Origin of the sequence: Negadavirga shengliensis, from assembly GCF_042652345.1 — a bacterium.
GTDB classification, from domain to species: Bacteria; Bacteroidota; Bacteroidia; order Cytophagales; family Cyclobacteriaceae; genus Negadavirga; species Negadavirga shengliensis.
On sequence record NZ_JBHSJJ010000005.1, the window covers coordinates 260,396 to 275,300 of the forward strand.

The window sequence follows — 14,905 nt, forward strand, 5'->3', positions numbered from 1 at the left end:
CAAAATAAAAACGGCCCTTTACATTCGCTTTACCACTTCCTTTTTGGGTAGATAGATACTCCACATTCCCCTCAAATCGCCGACTTTATATCCTGTGGCCTTGTCTTCCGGATATATTTGATGGATTGTTCCAAGCGTGGTTTCGTCAATGTCCTTTCCGGGCTCACCGTGGCAGTTGAGACACAAGCTACTGGGAATCTGGATGGCCCTGGTATAAAGGAGGGTTTCTCCGCCATCTATTTTTTGTATGTTAGGCCTGTTATCAACATTGTTTTCCGCATTGTAAACGTAAGCGTCCCATACTTCCTGTTCGTCCTCATTGGGGGCGTTATCAGGATTCCTGTTTTTAGATGAAACCCTCTTTATCTTCACCCGATGTTTTTCTGCCGTTTTTTGGGTAATGGGCAAGGCTTCCTCATGGCAGAATCCGATAGCACCTGCCACGCCTTTTCCAGCTATGGCCCCCTGCAGCGCACCGATCAAAGCCTCCTGGGCCTCCTGACTGATTTCATTTCCCCATTTGATCGCATGGTCGATGATCTCCGCTTCACTTAACTTTTTAACCTCACTGGATTTTTTGACCTCGTCCACTACTGATCGATCGATTTTTTTTTCGGACTGACAGGAAACCAGGACAAACAAATAGAACCAACAGACAGAAAGATTTTTCACGGCTAAGGAGGGTTAGAAGATGAGCACCAATTTAATCACTAAACAGGAATTTTGAAACATCATGGACAATGATTATGATGTCCCGGCCGGCAAACCTCATAAAAGACCGGGGATAAAACCCAAATGATCCGTGGAATTTCTTAATTTTGCACTCCTAAAATGTAAACTATGCTTGATAAACTGGAAGCGATAAAGGAGCGGTTTGAAGAGGTGAGCCAGCTGATTATCCAGCCGGATGCCATGTCCGATATGGGTAAGTACACCAAATTATCCAAAGAGTACAAAGACCTTGAGAAAATTGTGCAGGTATATGGTGCCTATAAGCTTGTCATGGATAATATAAGCAGTACCAAGTCCATTTTGGAAAAGGAAAGGGACCCCGACTTCAGAGAGATGGCTAAGCTGGAGCTGGAAGAGCTAAGGGAAAAACAGGTGGAACTGGAGGAAGAGCTCAGGAAGATGTTGATTCCAAAAGACCCCAATGATTCCAAAGACTGCATCCTGGAAATCCGAAGCGGCACGGGAGGGGATGAAGCCGCTATTTTTGCCGGAGACCTTTTTAGGATGTATGAGCGTTTTTGTGAAAAACAGGGCTGGAACCTTACTGTACTTGATCTTACTTTTGGGTCTTCGGGCGGATATAAAGAGATTATCAGTTCGGTGTCGGGAACGGATGTGTATGGGATGCTGAAATATGAATCAGGTGTACACCGGGTACAAAGGGTGCCGGCCACTGAAACCCAAGGGAGGGTGCACACTTCAGCGGCTACGGTGGCTGTACTGCCGGAGATGGAGGAAGTAGATGTTCAGATCGATATGAATGAGGTGCGAAAGGATACTTATTGCTCGTCAGGACCGGGTGGGCAGTCCGTAAACACCACCTACTCTGCTGTCAGGCTTACCCATGAGCCCACCGGCATAGTAGTGACCTGCCAGGATCAAAAATCACAGATCAAAAATTTTGAAAAAGCACTAAAAGTCCTCCGGTCCCGGATTTATGAAATAGAATTGGCCAAGCACAATGAGGCCGTGGGCGCCCAGCGTAAATCCATGGTAGGTAGCGGAGACCGGTCGGACAAGATCCGAACGTATAACTATCCTCAAAGCCGTGTGACTGATCATCGAATCAACAAAACCGTATACAACTTGCATGAGGTTATGGAGGGAAATATAGGCGAATTTATCAACGCATTGAGGTTTGCGGAGAATGCGGAAAAAATGAAAGAAGGGGGAATGGACAGTTGATAGCGCTGTGGCAAACCCGTAACGGGAATGTTATTGTATGATGATTTTTTTCTTATATTCTGATGTCCTGCTTCTTAATATCACGGTGAAGAGCCCTTTGGGAAGTTGACGGATCTGGAATATATATTGATCCTTTTCCGGCTTGATTTCGCGGATTTTCTGACCTTGTGTACTGAATACCAGTATTTCCTGAATGTCCGGGATGCCAAAGGTACTGATATACACATCTCCTGCTGAGGGGTTTGGATAAATATTTATCTGAGCGGGTCTGTTTCTTTCCTCCAATGAGGTGATCAGGTTTACGTTGACTTCAAGAATCCTGCTTTCTCCCTGATTGCAGGCATTCATGGGGGTCACTTTAAGCTCATGATCTCCCTCTTTTTCCCAGCTTACGCGTACTTTAGATGTGCCTTGTCCACTGACGATTTTACCGCCGTCGCCCACATGCCATTGGTAATTGATATCCTGCTCCTCCACTACTTCATAATCCGCTTCCTGGATACCCACCTTGTTTGGTCCTTCGATTACCGAAGGTTGGGCAGGAGTGGTAATCACCAGAATGGGTTTCTCGCTTACCGGGCCTGTTCCGCAAGGATTGCGGGAATATACTGAAATCGCTTGGTCCTTCAGGTTGGTCCATTCGATGGTGATTTTATGGGTCCCTTGTCCGCCACGCACCACACCTCCGGTGGCCTGCCATATGTATTCCGTCCCAGGGATGGAATCCACCCGGTAATCAGCAAAAGAAGAGAGGCACACCACGCCTTCTCCCTGGATGGCTGCAGGCTGGTCAGGCTGGACAGAAGTGATTACTTCCAGCGCGGTGGTGGATCCATTCCCACAGTTATTCTGGCCCCTAACCATAACCGCATTCCTTCCCGGCCGGTCCCACCTCACCACAATTCTTGTAGATTCCTGTCCTTCCAAAATCGTACCTCCGTCCACACGCCATTCATAGGTTGTCCCTTCTTCCTCGGTCCCTTGTATAGAATAAATCTGCTGGCTGAGGCATATGTTACTTTCACCGAATATGACGGGTACTTCCTCCGGTACCTGACAGGTGTATTGGTAAAAGGTGCCGTTTTCCCCTACCGCGTAGCCTACATTAAGGTCCCCGAAGCTGATTCCGGTAAAATGTTGGAAGGTAGCGGTGGGCAGCCGCTCCCAGGTGTCCCCTCCGTCAAATGTTTTTAGGATCAGGCCCTTTGTTCCCGCCACAAAACCAACTGATTCATCCAAAAACTCCACATCGTTGAAATCCGCATCCCAGGGGAGTTCCAGTTTTTGCCATGTTCTACCCTTGTCCTTGGTTTTGAATGCCACGCCGTTGTTGCCCACAATGACCGCTGTTTGATCATCCAGCTTTTGGATGGCATTGAAATCTTCAGCGGTGGGAATAGCAATCCTCTCCCATTTAACACCGTCCGAAGATCTCAGGATAAGCCCTTCTTCGCCAATGGTCAAGCCCGTTTCTTCATCAAAAAAGATGATCCCTTTGAGGTCAATTTCCGTTTCTCCCGAAATTAATGGGGTCCAATTTAATCCCCTGTTTTCGGTCTTGGTAATAAGGCCCCTGCTTCCTACCGCATATCCGTGATTGACGTTAAAGAAATACAAGCCGTGAATATTCCTGTTGGTGCCCGGATTCAAGGTGGTCCAGTTTGCCCCGGAATTGGTTGTGCTGATGATATTACCGTTGTTTCCCGCGGCATACCCAGTGGCATTGTTGACAAAGAAAAGTGAATTGAATGGCAGCCCGATCGGTCTGGACCTGTCTGTGAAGGAATTGCCGCCATTTGTGGTAAGAAGGATCAAACCTTGGTTGCCTACCAGGTATCCCCGTAGGTCTGTGGTGAACTGAACGGCAGCATAATCATTGGCTCTGCCGGAAAGGCGGACCGCCCAGCTGCTGCCACTGTTGGTTGAGGAAATCAGGAATCCGCTGGAAGCCACCGCAAACACATTGTTGGATTGCGGCCGAAAAGCCACAGCGTGGATAGGTTCCGTGGTCCTGCTGGCGATGCCTGCAAAGGTTTGACCACCGTTAGCTGTTCTTAATATCGTGCCGTTTTTTCCGGCAATGATGCCAATCAAGGGATTGTCGGGGTGAAAGACCACCCTGGTCAAGTCTGTGTCTATCCCGCTGTTGATGAATTGCCAGCTTTCTCCGGCGTTTTCTGTCTTGATGATGCTCCCCGCGTTACCGACCGCATATCCTGTCGTATCGTTGATGAAATGCAGGTCATTAAGGGGAACGCCAAATCCTGTGGAAGACACTGCCCAATTTTCTCCGCCGTCGGAGGTTTTTATCAATTCGGAAGCAGAAGTGACCGCATAGCCTGTATGGGCTCCGGTAAAAAAAAGAGAATGAATGTCATGTGAGGTTTGGGCATCCCGTCTTTCCCAGGAATCCCCCCTGTCATCGGATAAAAACAAGGTGCCGTTCGTTCCCGCAATCAATATTTTGTTTGTGTCAAAAACGGTTATGGCTTTTAGTTCCTCTCCGGCGGACAACACCGTTTCCTCCCAAGAGCCTCCTCCGTTTCTTGTTAGAAAAACCTCACCCGCTGTTCCCAAGCATATTCCCCTGTTTTCCGTGAGAAAGACGAACGCGCGGATGTTTTCTCTGGTAGGGGATTCCAGTTCCGTCCAGCTGAGGCCGCTGTCAATGGATTTGAGAATGATATTTTCTCCGGCAATGTACCCAACTTGGTTGTTGATCCACTGGATATCTGAAAAGGTGTTTCCCCAGCTGCCTACCCGTCTCCAACTTTGCCCTATGACCTGATGGTATCCACAAAAAAGGATGAAACATAAAAGTAAAACCCTCTTCATACAATCTCCTGATATCAAATAATTTATGGATACAAAAATAATGTTTAAATCAGTATATAATAGCAAAAATTTATTTTATAATTCCGGTTTTTGACAAAATACAATTATGTGTTGATCAAATTGAAAAAAAAGCATAAAAAAAGGGCCTTGAGCCCCTTTTTTGTTTTATGAATAGGTGTTTGATTATCTGTCTTTACCACCCACAGCGATCATCGCACATCTGAATCCTATATGATTGGTAGAGGAGTCCTGATGAAGAAATCTTCTGGTTCCCGGGGACAACCAGTAAGCTACATCTCTCCATGAACCTCCTTTAAAAACCCTGAAATTGTCATCTATCAGCGTCGTGTTATATGTGTTGGCGTCGTCGTAGGTGCCATCCTTTCTCAGGGGGTTCAAATCATCAAAATCCTGGAAGGAGAGAGGTCTGTATACATCTTGTACCCACTCATTCATGTTTCCGGCCATATTGTACAAGCCGAAATCATTGGGTGGGAAATCATACACATTGGTGGGGATGATTTCACCATCATTGGATATACCTCCGGGAATACCCGCATAGTCACCCCTTCCTCTTTTGAAGTTGGCAAGAAAATCACCTTGTCTGGATTTTCTTTTTATATTATAAGGGTTACGGGGCCCTCTTCCATCCCAAGGGTAGATCCTGCCGTGCTCTTGGTTTTCATCCATGTATTGGGTTCCGATCATGGCTTTGGCTGCAAATTCCCATTCAGCTTCATTAGGAAGCCTGTAAGCAGGAAAAGTAACCCCTCTTTCTATCAGCTGACCTTGGGACAGGGCAGAATCCAGTTTGTTCTTTTCACGGCTCAGTTCATTCACATACATGGTTCTCCATTGGCAATAAGCGTTTGCCTGTGTCCAACTCACACCGGCAACTGGGTAGAAATTGAACCCGGGATACCTGAAGTAGTAAGTAGCATAAACATCATTGTAGGACATGGTGCCATCCCAAACTTTCTCGTTGGGCTCGAGCCTGAGAACAGAATCAGTGCTTACCCGGGATTTCATGTTAAACAGGAACTCCTTGTAATCGACGTTCGTCACCTCAGTCTCATCCATGTAGAAAGAAGCTATGGTAACCGTTCTTTCGATATTATCCCGGAATCCCATCACATCCTGTTCCTGGGAACCTAAAACCGCGCGGCCGCCCTGAATGAATTTCAATCTGGGGCCAACCACTTCTTTTGGTAACTTAAAGACCTGAAAATTGGTAGTGTCGTTATCATTAAAATTGTATTTCGCACCAGTGGATGCACTGAAGGAGCCTGGGCTACTTGCTGTTCTTCTCCCGCTTTTATTCCCGCAGGATGACAGCAGCAAGGCAGCGATTACCAAAGAAGCCAAAAAGCTGATTCCAAAGTTATAATTCCCCAATTTCATTCGACAAGCATTTATTTTTGTCCTAATAAAACGCTAATATATAATCATTAATATATTATTACAATAATCTTTTTCTACCAAAACCGTTGCCATTTTACTGAATATGACAAAATTCCATGAAAAACTGCAAAATCAATTATTCTACAACAGAATTATAGGATATGAAAAATTTACAGAATTTCATTTTTTTATGGGAATTTAAAGGTCAATTCATGTGATTCAGCCATTCTTTTGCGGCTCCTATGGTATTTACCCCTTTTATGGTAAGGATTAAACGATTCTTGTGTTCTTTTATTTTACAATTTTTCCCTTTATCCTGGATATACTTGATAATGTTGGAAAATACAGGAGAGCGGAAATAGGATTCTTTTTCCGGTGCCACAAAGTAGCACTTCATTTGCCCGTTTTTGAGTACCAGTTTTTCGAAGCCAAGAGATTCGGCTATCCACCGAAGCTCAACCGTCTCAAAGAGATCGGTTACTTTTTCGGGGATAGGCCCAAACCGGTCCCGCATTTCCCCGATGAACCTGCTCAGTTCCTCTTGGGTCTGAATGTTGTCCAGTTTTGAATACAGTCCAAGCCGCTCGGATATATTGCCGACATAGCTTTCCGGGATGAGAAGTTCCATGTCTGTTTCTATGATGCAATCCAGTACCAGCGGGGCCACCTTTTCCTTAAGATCTATCTCAAACAGTTCGGAAAAATCCGTTTCTTTTAGCTCCTGAACGGTCTCATCCAGTATTTTATGGTACATCTCAAAACCAAGATCGGTAATAAAGCCGCTCTGTTCAGCTCCCAATAAGTTGCCGGCCCCCCGGATGTCCAAATCCCGCATGGCCACCTTGAAGCCATCTCCGAGGTCAGAAAATTCCTCCAATGCCTGAAGTCTTTTTCTGGATTCAGAGGTAAGAGTGGATGTTGGGGGGGTGAGCAGGTAGCAGAAGGCTTTTTTGTTGCTTCGGCCGACCCTTCCCCTCATTTGGTGAAGATCACTCAGTCCAAACATATGGGCTCTGTTGATGATAATGGTGTTGGCATTGGGGATGTCCAAGCCTGATTCAATGATGTTGGTGGAGACCAAAACATCATACTCGCCCTCAATAAAATCGATCATGATTTTTTCCAACTTCTTGCCATCCATTTGGCCATGGGCTCCTATGACTTTGGCATCAGGAACAAGCTTCAAAATCAGGTTGGCGATGGTGTCGATTTCCCCGACCCTGTTGTGCACAAAAAATACCTGTCCTCCCCTTCTGATTTCATAAGAGATGGCATCCCTGATGATTTCTTCCTGGAAAGTATACATCTCAGTGGTGACAGGCTGCCTGTTTGGAGGAGGGGTTGCGATCACAGACAAATCCCTTGCCCCCATTAAGGAGAAATGTAGGGTACGGGGTATGGGAGTAGCGGTAAGGGTCAGCACATCTACATTTACCCTGAGTTCTTTTAATTGATCTTTTACCTTTACGCCGAATTTCTGTTCTTCATCGATCACCAATAAACCCAGATCTTTAAACTTTATGTCCTTATTGACGATGCGGTGGGTGCCGATCAGGATGTCAATTTCTCCCGAGGCGACTTTACGAATGATTTCCTTGGTTTCTTTTGTCGACCTGAACCTGTTGATATAAGCGATTTCCACAGGAAAGCTGCCAAGACGGTCTTTAAAAGTCTGGTAATGCTGCATGGCCAGGATGGTGGTGGGAACAAGCACAGCTACTTGTTTTCTGTCATTGACCGCTTTGAACGCTGCCCGGATGGCCACTTCGGTTTTGCCGAAACCCACATCTCCACAGACCAGCCTATCCATAGGATAGGGCTTTTCCATGTCACTTTTGACATCCATGGTGGCAGCCGCCTGATCGGGCGTATCCTCGTAGAGGAAAGAGCTTTCCAGCTCAACCTGGAGGACGCTGTCCTGAGAAAACCGATGCCCCTGCGCGGCTTTCCTTTTGGAATAAAGCTGAATAAGATCCTTGGCAATGTCCTTGACTTTCCTTTTTACTTTTTTCTTTTTGTTGTCCCATTCCGGCGAGCCCAACTTGGACATGGTCGGATGCGTGCCTTCCTGGCTGCTGTATTTGGAAATCTTATGCAGGGAATGGATGTTGACGTACAGCAGATCATCGTCCCTGAATACAAGCCGTATGGCTTCCTGGTATTTGCCGTTCACTTCCACTTTTTCCAGGCCCGCAAACCTCCCTATCCCATAATCCACATGGACTATAAAATCCCCGGGGTGGAGGCTTTTAAGCTCCTTGAGGGTCATGGCCTTCGTTTTGGAAGTGCGGGGAGCAGTTTTGTACCTGTGATACCTTTCGAATATCTGATGGTCCGTATAGCAGACAATTTTTTGGGAGAGGTCCACAAAACCTTCCCTCAGACTGATGGAAAGTGATTGAACTTTGAGGGTAGGATCCAGTTCGGAAAAAATGTTCAATAGCCTATCGATCTGTTTTTCGCTTTCAGAGCAGATGATGTTGACAAAGCCCTTGCTCTCATTTTGATTGAGGTTTTCCACCAAAAGATCAAAATCCTTGTTGAAGGATGGCTGGGGTTGGACATCAAACTGAAAGGATTTGGCATCTTTCAGCTCAAATATGTGGCCAAAGGCAATCCGTTTATAAGGGCCGGTTTTCTCTTCAAAATCTTTGGCGTTGATAAAAAGTTTTTCCGGTTCCAACAAAAGCACTTTTCCTTTATCAGTGTTTTCCGCGGCATTTTGAAAACTTAAGGAAGCTTTGTCATAAAGTTCATTCAAAATCCCCGCACAATGACTGTAATCTTTAAACCACAGATAGGTGTCTTCCGGGAAAAATTCAGGCAGTGACTGCCTTGTTTCCTGTTGCAGCTTAGTCTGGATGTTGGGGATAATGCTGATTTCCTGAACGGCCGCGACGGAAAGCTGGGATTCGGGATCGAAGGTCCTGATGCTGTCAATCTCCTTGCCAAAGAGTTCCAGCCGGTAAGGGAGATCGTTCGCATAGGAGAATACATCTATGATCCCCCCTCTGACAGCAAATTGACCGGCTTCATATACAAAATCTGTTTTTTCGAACCCGTATGTGCTGAGCAGTTCTTCGACAAAGGAGAGATCTACCGGTTCCCCTGTTTTGGCAGTGAACGTATTTTCTCTCAGGCTTCTGCGGTTGATGACTTTTTCATATATGGCCTCTGGATAAGTGATCAGGACCTTTCCAGCAGTGGGCTGGTTTAGTAGTTTAGTGAGAATTTCGGCCCGCAGAAGGACATTTGCATTATCGATTTCCTCATGATGATAGGGTTTTTTGTAGCTTGAAGGGAAAAAGTAAGGGTATGTGCCCTCCAGTGCCTGAAGATCGCTGTTAAGAAAAGCGGCTTCCTCTTTATCATGAGCCATTACTACATGAAAACCACCCACAATTTTGGATACTGCATTTAATAAAAGCATATCAAGGCTACCGGATATACCTTTAACCTGGAATGTTTTTTCTGTACTGGATTTCAGGTCGTTAGCAAGGGTTTTTACGAATGGATCATTTTCGTAAAGCGATAAAAATGCTTGTTTCTCCAATTAATTTTTTGTTTGTATTTTTCGGGAAAGTATTTTTTTGGCGCAATTTAGAAAATTCCTTCCTTAAGGCTGATATTGCCAACATAATTAAGACGTTGCCGGCTTATAGATATCAACGCTTGGGAGTGGGCTTTCAGGATATACCGGTATCCATAATAAAAGGATTTCACGGCATGAACCCCATCAGTGATGGATTTTGTTTTAGAATATAGCATTATCATAATTATATGGTACAAAAGGATATAAACCGCTGGTTCTCAATGTTGGAGAACATGCATCCCTACAAAACCTTGGTTTATTTGGGGATGTTTGGTAGCGGACTGATTTTTCTTTTCATGGCGGCCGCTTTTATTGCGTCTCAGCCGGATGAAGAAATCTATTCACAGTATAATATACCCAGATCGTTTGTATTGAGTTCCATCGTTTTGCTTATAAGTACCTATACTGCCTCCAAAATACTTCCAAGTTACGTTAAGGACGATACCCGGAAACTGAAAAATTTCTTGCTAAGTACTTTTTTGTTGGGGTTATGTTTTACAGGCCTGCAGTTTTTTGGCTGGATGGAGCTTTCAAAAATGGGGATAGACTTTAGGGGACTGCCTTCGGGCAGTTTTTTATACGTGCTGAGCGGGATACATATTTTTCATCTTGTGGGAGCCATGGGTTTTGCGTTGATGCTGATCATCCATGTTCAAAAGTGCAGCAATGATCATGTCAAAAAACTTATATTGCTTTCCAATCCCTATGACAGGATGAGATTCCAGTTGTTCTCTACCTATTGGAAATTTATGGATTTTGTTTGGTTGTTTCTTTTTTTACTGTTCATCTGGATGTTTTGATCAAAGGGCTTGATCCTTACCCTGACAAATAGACCTGACAAGTTATTTATTTAATCGTAAATTGCAGCAAAAAAGTAAATATGGCAGACAATCAATACGAAATCAACATCAACCCGGATTGGATAAGGAAATACCTTGCCAAAATTTTACTGGGGTTATTTGGCTTGGTGATTATTTTTATGGCGGTAAAAACGGTAGGGCCCGAGGAGGAAGGGGTGGTCATCCAGTTAGGAGAGTATAACAGGACAGTGCAGCCTGGATTGAACTTTATCGTTCCTTTTGTGGAAACCATGTATAAGATACCGGTGCAGCGCCAGCTAAAGCAGGAATTTGGTTTTCGGACTTCTGCGCCTTCCCAGCGATCAGAGTATGTGAAAACCGGATATTCGGATGAAAGCATGATGTTAACCGGGGACCTGAACCTCACTGACGTGGAATGGGTGGTGCAATACAGGATTGTGGATTCCTATAAATACCTTTTCCGGGTGAGGAATGCGGACAAGACCCTGCGTGATATGTCGGAGGCGGCCATGAGGAAGATTGTTGGAGACAGAACGGTCAATGAGGTGCTTACTGTAGGCCGTCAGGAAATCGCTACGAGTGTGGAAATACTGCTGCAGGAGATGTGCGAAGAGTATGAAAACGGGATCAGAATAGATCAGGTGGTATTGCAGGATGTGAATCCCCCGGAGCCGGTAAAGCCAAGTTTCAATGCGGTCAACGAAGCCCAGCAGGAACGGGAGACCTTGATCAACCAGGCCGAAGCCGAATACAACCGGGTGATCCCAAGGGCCAGGGGGGAAGCCAGGGAGACGATCCAATTGGCAGAGGCCTATGCACTGAACCGGGTGAACCGGGCCAGGGGAGAGGCAGACAGATTTAATTCTATTTTTGAGGCCTATGTGAAAGCACCGGAGGTGACCAAACAGCGGCTTTATTTGGAAACGATAGAAAAAATCCTCCCAAAAATAGGAAACAAGGTCATCACTGATGAGAGGGGCAGCAATGTGCTGCCGCTTTTGAATCTCAATCCCCAGCAAAAAACACCCCAACAATGAAAAAGAACAGAATAGGATACATCGTACTCGGGGCGCTCATTTTGATCATTTTAAGCAATTCCCTATTTATTTTGGATGAAACACAACAGGCCATCGTGACGCAGTTTGGAAAACCGGTGGGAGAGCCGCGGACCACACCCGGCATGAATTTTAAAACGCCTTTCATCCATAAAGTTCAGTTTTTTGATAAAAGATACCTGGAATGGGACGGTGATAAAAACCAGGTGCCTACCAAAGACAAGAAGTTTATATTTGTAGATACCTATGCCCGCTGGCAGATAACCAATCCGCTTCAGTTTTTTATCCGGTTAAGGGACGAGCGTTCTGCCCAGTCCAGGCTGGATGATATATTGGATGGAGAAACCCGAAATGCTATTGCCAGCAATGAGCTGTTGGATCTGGTGAGGTCTACCAATAGGGATCCTGAGGTAACGGAGGAGTTTATGGAGGAAATTGAGGTGCTGGAAGACATTTCTGTGGGCAGGGCTGCCATTGAGAAGATCATTTTGGAGAAAGCCAATGACCGGACTTCTGACTTAGGGGTCAGGATTCTGGATTTCCGTTTTAAAAGGATGAATTATGTGGATGAAGTAAGGGATAGGGTGTATGACAGAATGATCAGTGAACGGAACCGGATAGCTGACCAGTTCAGATCAGAAGGACAGGGCGAAGCCAGGGTGATCCAGGGAAACAAAGAAAGGGATTTGGCTCAGATCCAATCGGAGGCCGCCAGGGAAGCGGAGGAAATCCGGGGCAGGGCAGATGCTGAAGCCACAGACGTGTATGCGGCGGCCTATAATAGAAACCGGCAGGCAGTGGAACTGTATAAGTTTTTGAGAACCATGGAAGCTTTCGAAAAATCAATGGATGACAAAACCAGCATTGTGCTGTCATCTGACAGTGAATTTTTCCAATATTTGAAAAGATTGCAGTAGCATTGATTCAATAAGGTACTGAAAGCCTATATTTCCATACAATGAAAAATTAATAAGGGGAGGGTGCGGCGAAGTGTTGTTTACTTGTGTCCGCTCCCCTTTTTCCGCGTGGTTTACGTTGAAGGTTTTTTTTGCGAAAGGGAGATAATTTGTCAGGAATCGGATTTACAGTTTTCTGCCATTTAGGGAAGCATCTTGATCAAATGGGTTAACTTGGCTAAAGAGTGATAAATGGCCGATGCCCCTTTGCAGAGCCAACAGCGTACCCCGCTTTTTAGATTACCTGGAGGTTTTCACAGTTGGGAATCTGACAGTCGCCATATAGGACAAGCGAGTGACTGGTGATTTTGGATATGAACTCCTTGCCCATTGCATCTTTGATCAGGTTGATTCTTTCATCCGAAAATTCTTTTATTTTCCGGCACTGGTTGCATACGTAGTGATCGTGGTGTTTATAGGTAAGGGCCTGTTCGTAAAGGGCCACTTTGTCTTTAAACTGATGTTTTACCGCAAGACCACATTCCACGAGGAGGTCCAGCGTATTGTAGATAGTCGCTCTGCTGATAGAATAACCTTTATTTCTCATCAATAAAAACAAGCCTTCCACGTCAATGTGTTCGTCTTGAGGGAGCGCATATAATTCATCTATAACTGAAAACCTTTCCGGTGTTTTACGGCTTCCCTGACGAATGAGGTAATTTTCAAATATTTTTTTTGCTTTTTCAATTATCGAACTGTCCGCCATATTTCTCAATTCTAAAGATTAAAGATGCAGCATTTTTTAGATTTATCAAACTGAGGCCCTCCCTGAATCGGCTGTCAAATGTTATTTTCAATCTTTCTAAATAAAAAATAAGACCGGTTGGATAATCTTCGCCAAAGAAAAGATAATAAAAGTATTCTACTCAGATTTATTTTATATATTAATGCAACAAAATCGACGACGAGCTTATTCATGCATTTACAATCGAAGTTTATCCTTATATCTTTATTATTTTTCTGTTTGTCCTTATCTAAGGCCCAGGTTCCCGGATTTTACATGAAGGAGGATAAAAGGAAGATTAAGCTTCCCTTTTTAGATGCGAATAGTTTAATCATAATGCCCGTTTCCATCAATGGGGGCCCAGAAGTCAATTTCCTGTTTGATACCGGGGTCAAGTCCAATATTTTTTTTAGCAAAACCATTGCCGATGGACTGGGAATGGAATATACCCGGCAACTCAACCTGGTGGGGGCGGATGGAAGAACGGTGCTCAGTGCTTCTGTGTCTCCCAACAACAATTTTGATATGGGGCCCATAGAGGGGATATTCCAGGCTATTTTGGTTTTGGATGAGGATTTTTTAGAGCTGGAGAAAGTAATAGGGGTGCCTGTTTATGGTGTGATAGGGCATGAGTTTTTCAAAAATAACCCCATTAAAATAGATTATGACAATATGGTTCTTTCTTTTTACAGGCGGAGCGCTTTTAGGTGGAGGCCGTTTGGATACAGAAAGGTGGACATGGAACTCATCGGCAACAAACCCTATATTCAGACCGAAATCCGCCAAACCAAAGGCCCTAATTTTGATTCCAAGCTGTTGATAGATACAGGAGCCAATCACGGGCTATTGCTGAACAGGGAAACCTCTGAAGACATAGTGCTTCCCCCTTTGATACTGGAAAGTGACTTGGGGAGATCTTTGGGGGGAGACTTATTCGGTTTTGTAGGGCGGGTCAGGAGGGTGAGTATTGATGGGCTCAAATTCAGAAATGTCATTACCTCCTATCCGGAGGAGACGGAATTTTCAGATGTGATCATCGAAACGGGAAGGCAGGGAAGTTTGGGCTCTGATCTGTTAAACAGAATCAAAATCATCCTGGATTACCCGCGGGAGCGTATGCTCTTTAAAAAAGGAGGGAAATTCAGCAATGAATTCAAATACGATATGAGTGGGCTTATGGTCAGGATGTATTCGGCAGATGAGAAAAGATTCTATGTCAGCCAGGTAAGAAAAGGATCTCCCGCCGCAAAACAAGGGGTAGAGTTATATGATGAAATAATTTCTATCAATAAAATTCCGGCGGTTTTTTGGAATTTGAGCGATATCTCCGAGCTGTTCCGTTCAGAAGAAGGGAAAGTGATCAGCTTAGAGTTGTTGAGAAGGAAGGACGGGGATGAAGCTACCGGCAGCTTACGCAAAATAACGTTTGTGCTGGAGCAGCAGCTATGAAGGTATCCCCGATTCACGGCAGATACATGATTTATCGGCCACATATGAGGGAGTAGCATGCGTTAAGCATTAATTATTATTGGAAATCTATAAACTGTGTTAATTTTAATCACCATTGTTTCTGTGGGTTTGCTAATACTTTAAGTTGGGAATGG

10 protein-coding genes are annotated in these 14,905 nt (G+C 44.8%); 5 read left to right on the plus strand and 5 right to left on the minus strand.

Annotation, left to right across the window (positions count from 1 at the left end; translation table 11 throughout):
* Positions 1–18 precede the first annotated feature (18 nt).
* Positions 19–672 (minus strand): Tll0287-like domain-containing protein, encoded by a 654-nt coding sequence (locus tag ACFPFU_RS11010; protein WP_377064432.1) that lies wholly within the window; start codon positions 670–672, stop codon positions 19–21.
* Between the two features lie 168 nt (positions 673–840).
* Here ACFPFU_RS11010 and prfA point away from each other — a divergent pair, with 168 nt between their 5' ends.
* On the plus strand, positions 841–1,917 hold the full coding sequence (gene prfA, locus ACFPFU_RS11015) for a peptide chain release factor 1 (protein ID WP_377064434.1): 1,077 nt from the start codon (positions 841–843) through the stop codon (positions 1,915–1,917).
* 30 nt (positions 1,918–1,947) lie between these two features.
* On the opposite strand, the gene ACFPFU_RS11020 is transcribed toward prfA, so the two are convergent.
* The 3 genes from ACFPFU_RS11020 to mfd all read right to left on the minus strand — a co-directional run bounded on the left by ACFPFU_RS11020 (position 1,948) and on the right by mfd (position 9,706).
* The gene (locus ACFPFU_RS11020) at positions 1,948–4,752 is read right to left on the minus strand and encodes a YCF48-related protein (protein WP_377064436.1); all 2,805 of its coding nucleotides are present in this window, start codon (positions 4,750–4,752) and stop codon (positions 1,948–1,950) included.
* Positions 4,753–4,935: 183 nt separating this feature from the next.
* Positions 4,936–6,153: a gliding motility lipoprotein GldJ gene (gldJ, locus tag ACFPFU_RS11025; RefSeq protein WP_377064438.1), complete on the minus strand. Its 1,218-nt coding sequence runs from the start codon at positions 6,151–6,153 to the stop codon at positions 4,936–4,938.
* 205 nt (positions 6,154–6,358) lie between these two features.
* Positions 6,359–9,706 (minus strand): transcription-repair coupling factor, encoded by a 3,348-nt coding sequence (gene mfd, locus ACFPFU_RS11030; RefSeq protein WP_377064440.1) that lies wholly within the window; start codon positions 9,704–9,706, stop codon positions 6,359–6,361.
* 260 nt (positions 9,707–9,966) lie between these two features.
* Here mfd and ACFPFU_RS11035 point away from each other — a divergent pair, with 260 nt between their 5' ends.
* The 3 genes from ACFPFU_RS11035 to hflC all read left to right on the plus strand — a co-directional run bounded on the left by ACFPFU_RS11035 (position 9,967) and on the right by hflC (position 12,538).
* The gene (locus ACFPFU_RS11035; protein ID WP_377064442.1) at positions 9,967–10,545 is read left to right on the plus strand and encodes a cytochrome c oxidase subunit 3; all 579 of its coding nucleotides are present in this window, start codon (positions 9,967–9,969) and stop codon (positions 10,543–10,545) included.
* 80 nt (positions 10,546–10,625) lie between these two features.
* Entirely contained in the window at positions 10,626–11,603 is a 978-nt protein-coding gene (hflK, locus tag ACFPFU_RS11040; protein WP_377064444.1) for an FtsH protease activity modulator HflK, read from the plus strand.
* A complete protein-coding gene (gene hflC / locus ACFPFU_RS11045) occupies positions 11,600–12,538 on the plus strand; it encodes a protease modulator HflC (protein WP_377064446.1) in 939 nt (312 codons plus the stop codon). The genes hflK and hflC overlap by 4 nt, the downstream gene beginning before the upstream one ends.
* Positions 12,539–12,812: 274 nt before the next feature.
* Here the strand turns inward: hflC and ACFPFU_RS11050 are convergent, their stop codons facing one another.
* Positions 12,813–13,283, minus strand: a complete 471-nt coding sequence (locus ACFPFU_RS11050; RefSeq protein ID WP_377064448.1) for a Fur family transcriptional regulator — start codon at positions 13,281–13,283, stop codon at positions 12,813–12,815.
* Between the two features lie 354 nt (positions 13,284–13,637).
* On the opposite strand from ACFPFU_RS11050, the gene ACFPFU_RS11055 reads away from it, so the two are divergent.
* Positions 13,638–14,750 (plus strand): aspartyl protease family protein, encoded by a 1,113-nt coding sequence (locus ACFPFU_RS11055; protein WP_377064450.1) that lies wholly within the window; start codon positions 13,638–13,640, stop codon positions 14,748–14,750.
* Positions 14,751–14,905 lie beyond the last annotated feature (155 nt).

Coding starts and splice junctions, on each gene's coding strand:
- ACFPFU_RS11050 (WP_377064448.1), bottom strand. CDS start 13,283: ATGGCGGACAGTTCGATAATTGAAAAAGCAAAAAAAATATTTGAAAAT.
- prfA (WP_377064434.1), top strand. CDS start 841: ATGCTTGATAAACTGGAAGCGATAAAGGAGCGGTTTGAAGAGGTGAGC.
- ACFPFU_RS11035 (WP_377064442.1), top strand. CDS start 9,967: ATGTTGGAGAACATGCATCCCTACAAAACCTTGGTTTATTTGGGGATG.
- hflK (WP_377064444.1), top strand. CDS start 10,626: ATGGCAGACAATCAATACGAAATCAACATCAACCCGGATTGGATAAGG.
- gldJ (WP_377064438.1), bottom strand. CDS start 6,153: ATGAAATTGGGGAATTATAACTTTGGAATCAGCTTTTTGGCTTCTTTG.
- ACFPFU_RS11020 (WP_377064436.1), bottom strand. CDS start 4,752: ATGAAGAGGGTTTTACTTTTATGTTTCATCCTTTTTTGTGGATACCAT.
- ACFPFU_RS11055 (WP_377064450.1), top strand. CDS start 13,638: ATGCCCGTTTCCATCAATGGGGGCCCAGAAGTCAATTTCCTGTTTGAT.
- hflC (WP_377064446.1), top strand. CDS start 11,600: ATGAAAAAGAACAGAATAGGATACATCGTACTCGGGGCGCTCATTTTG.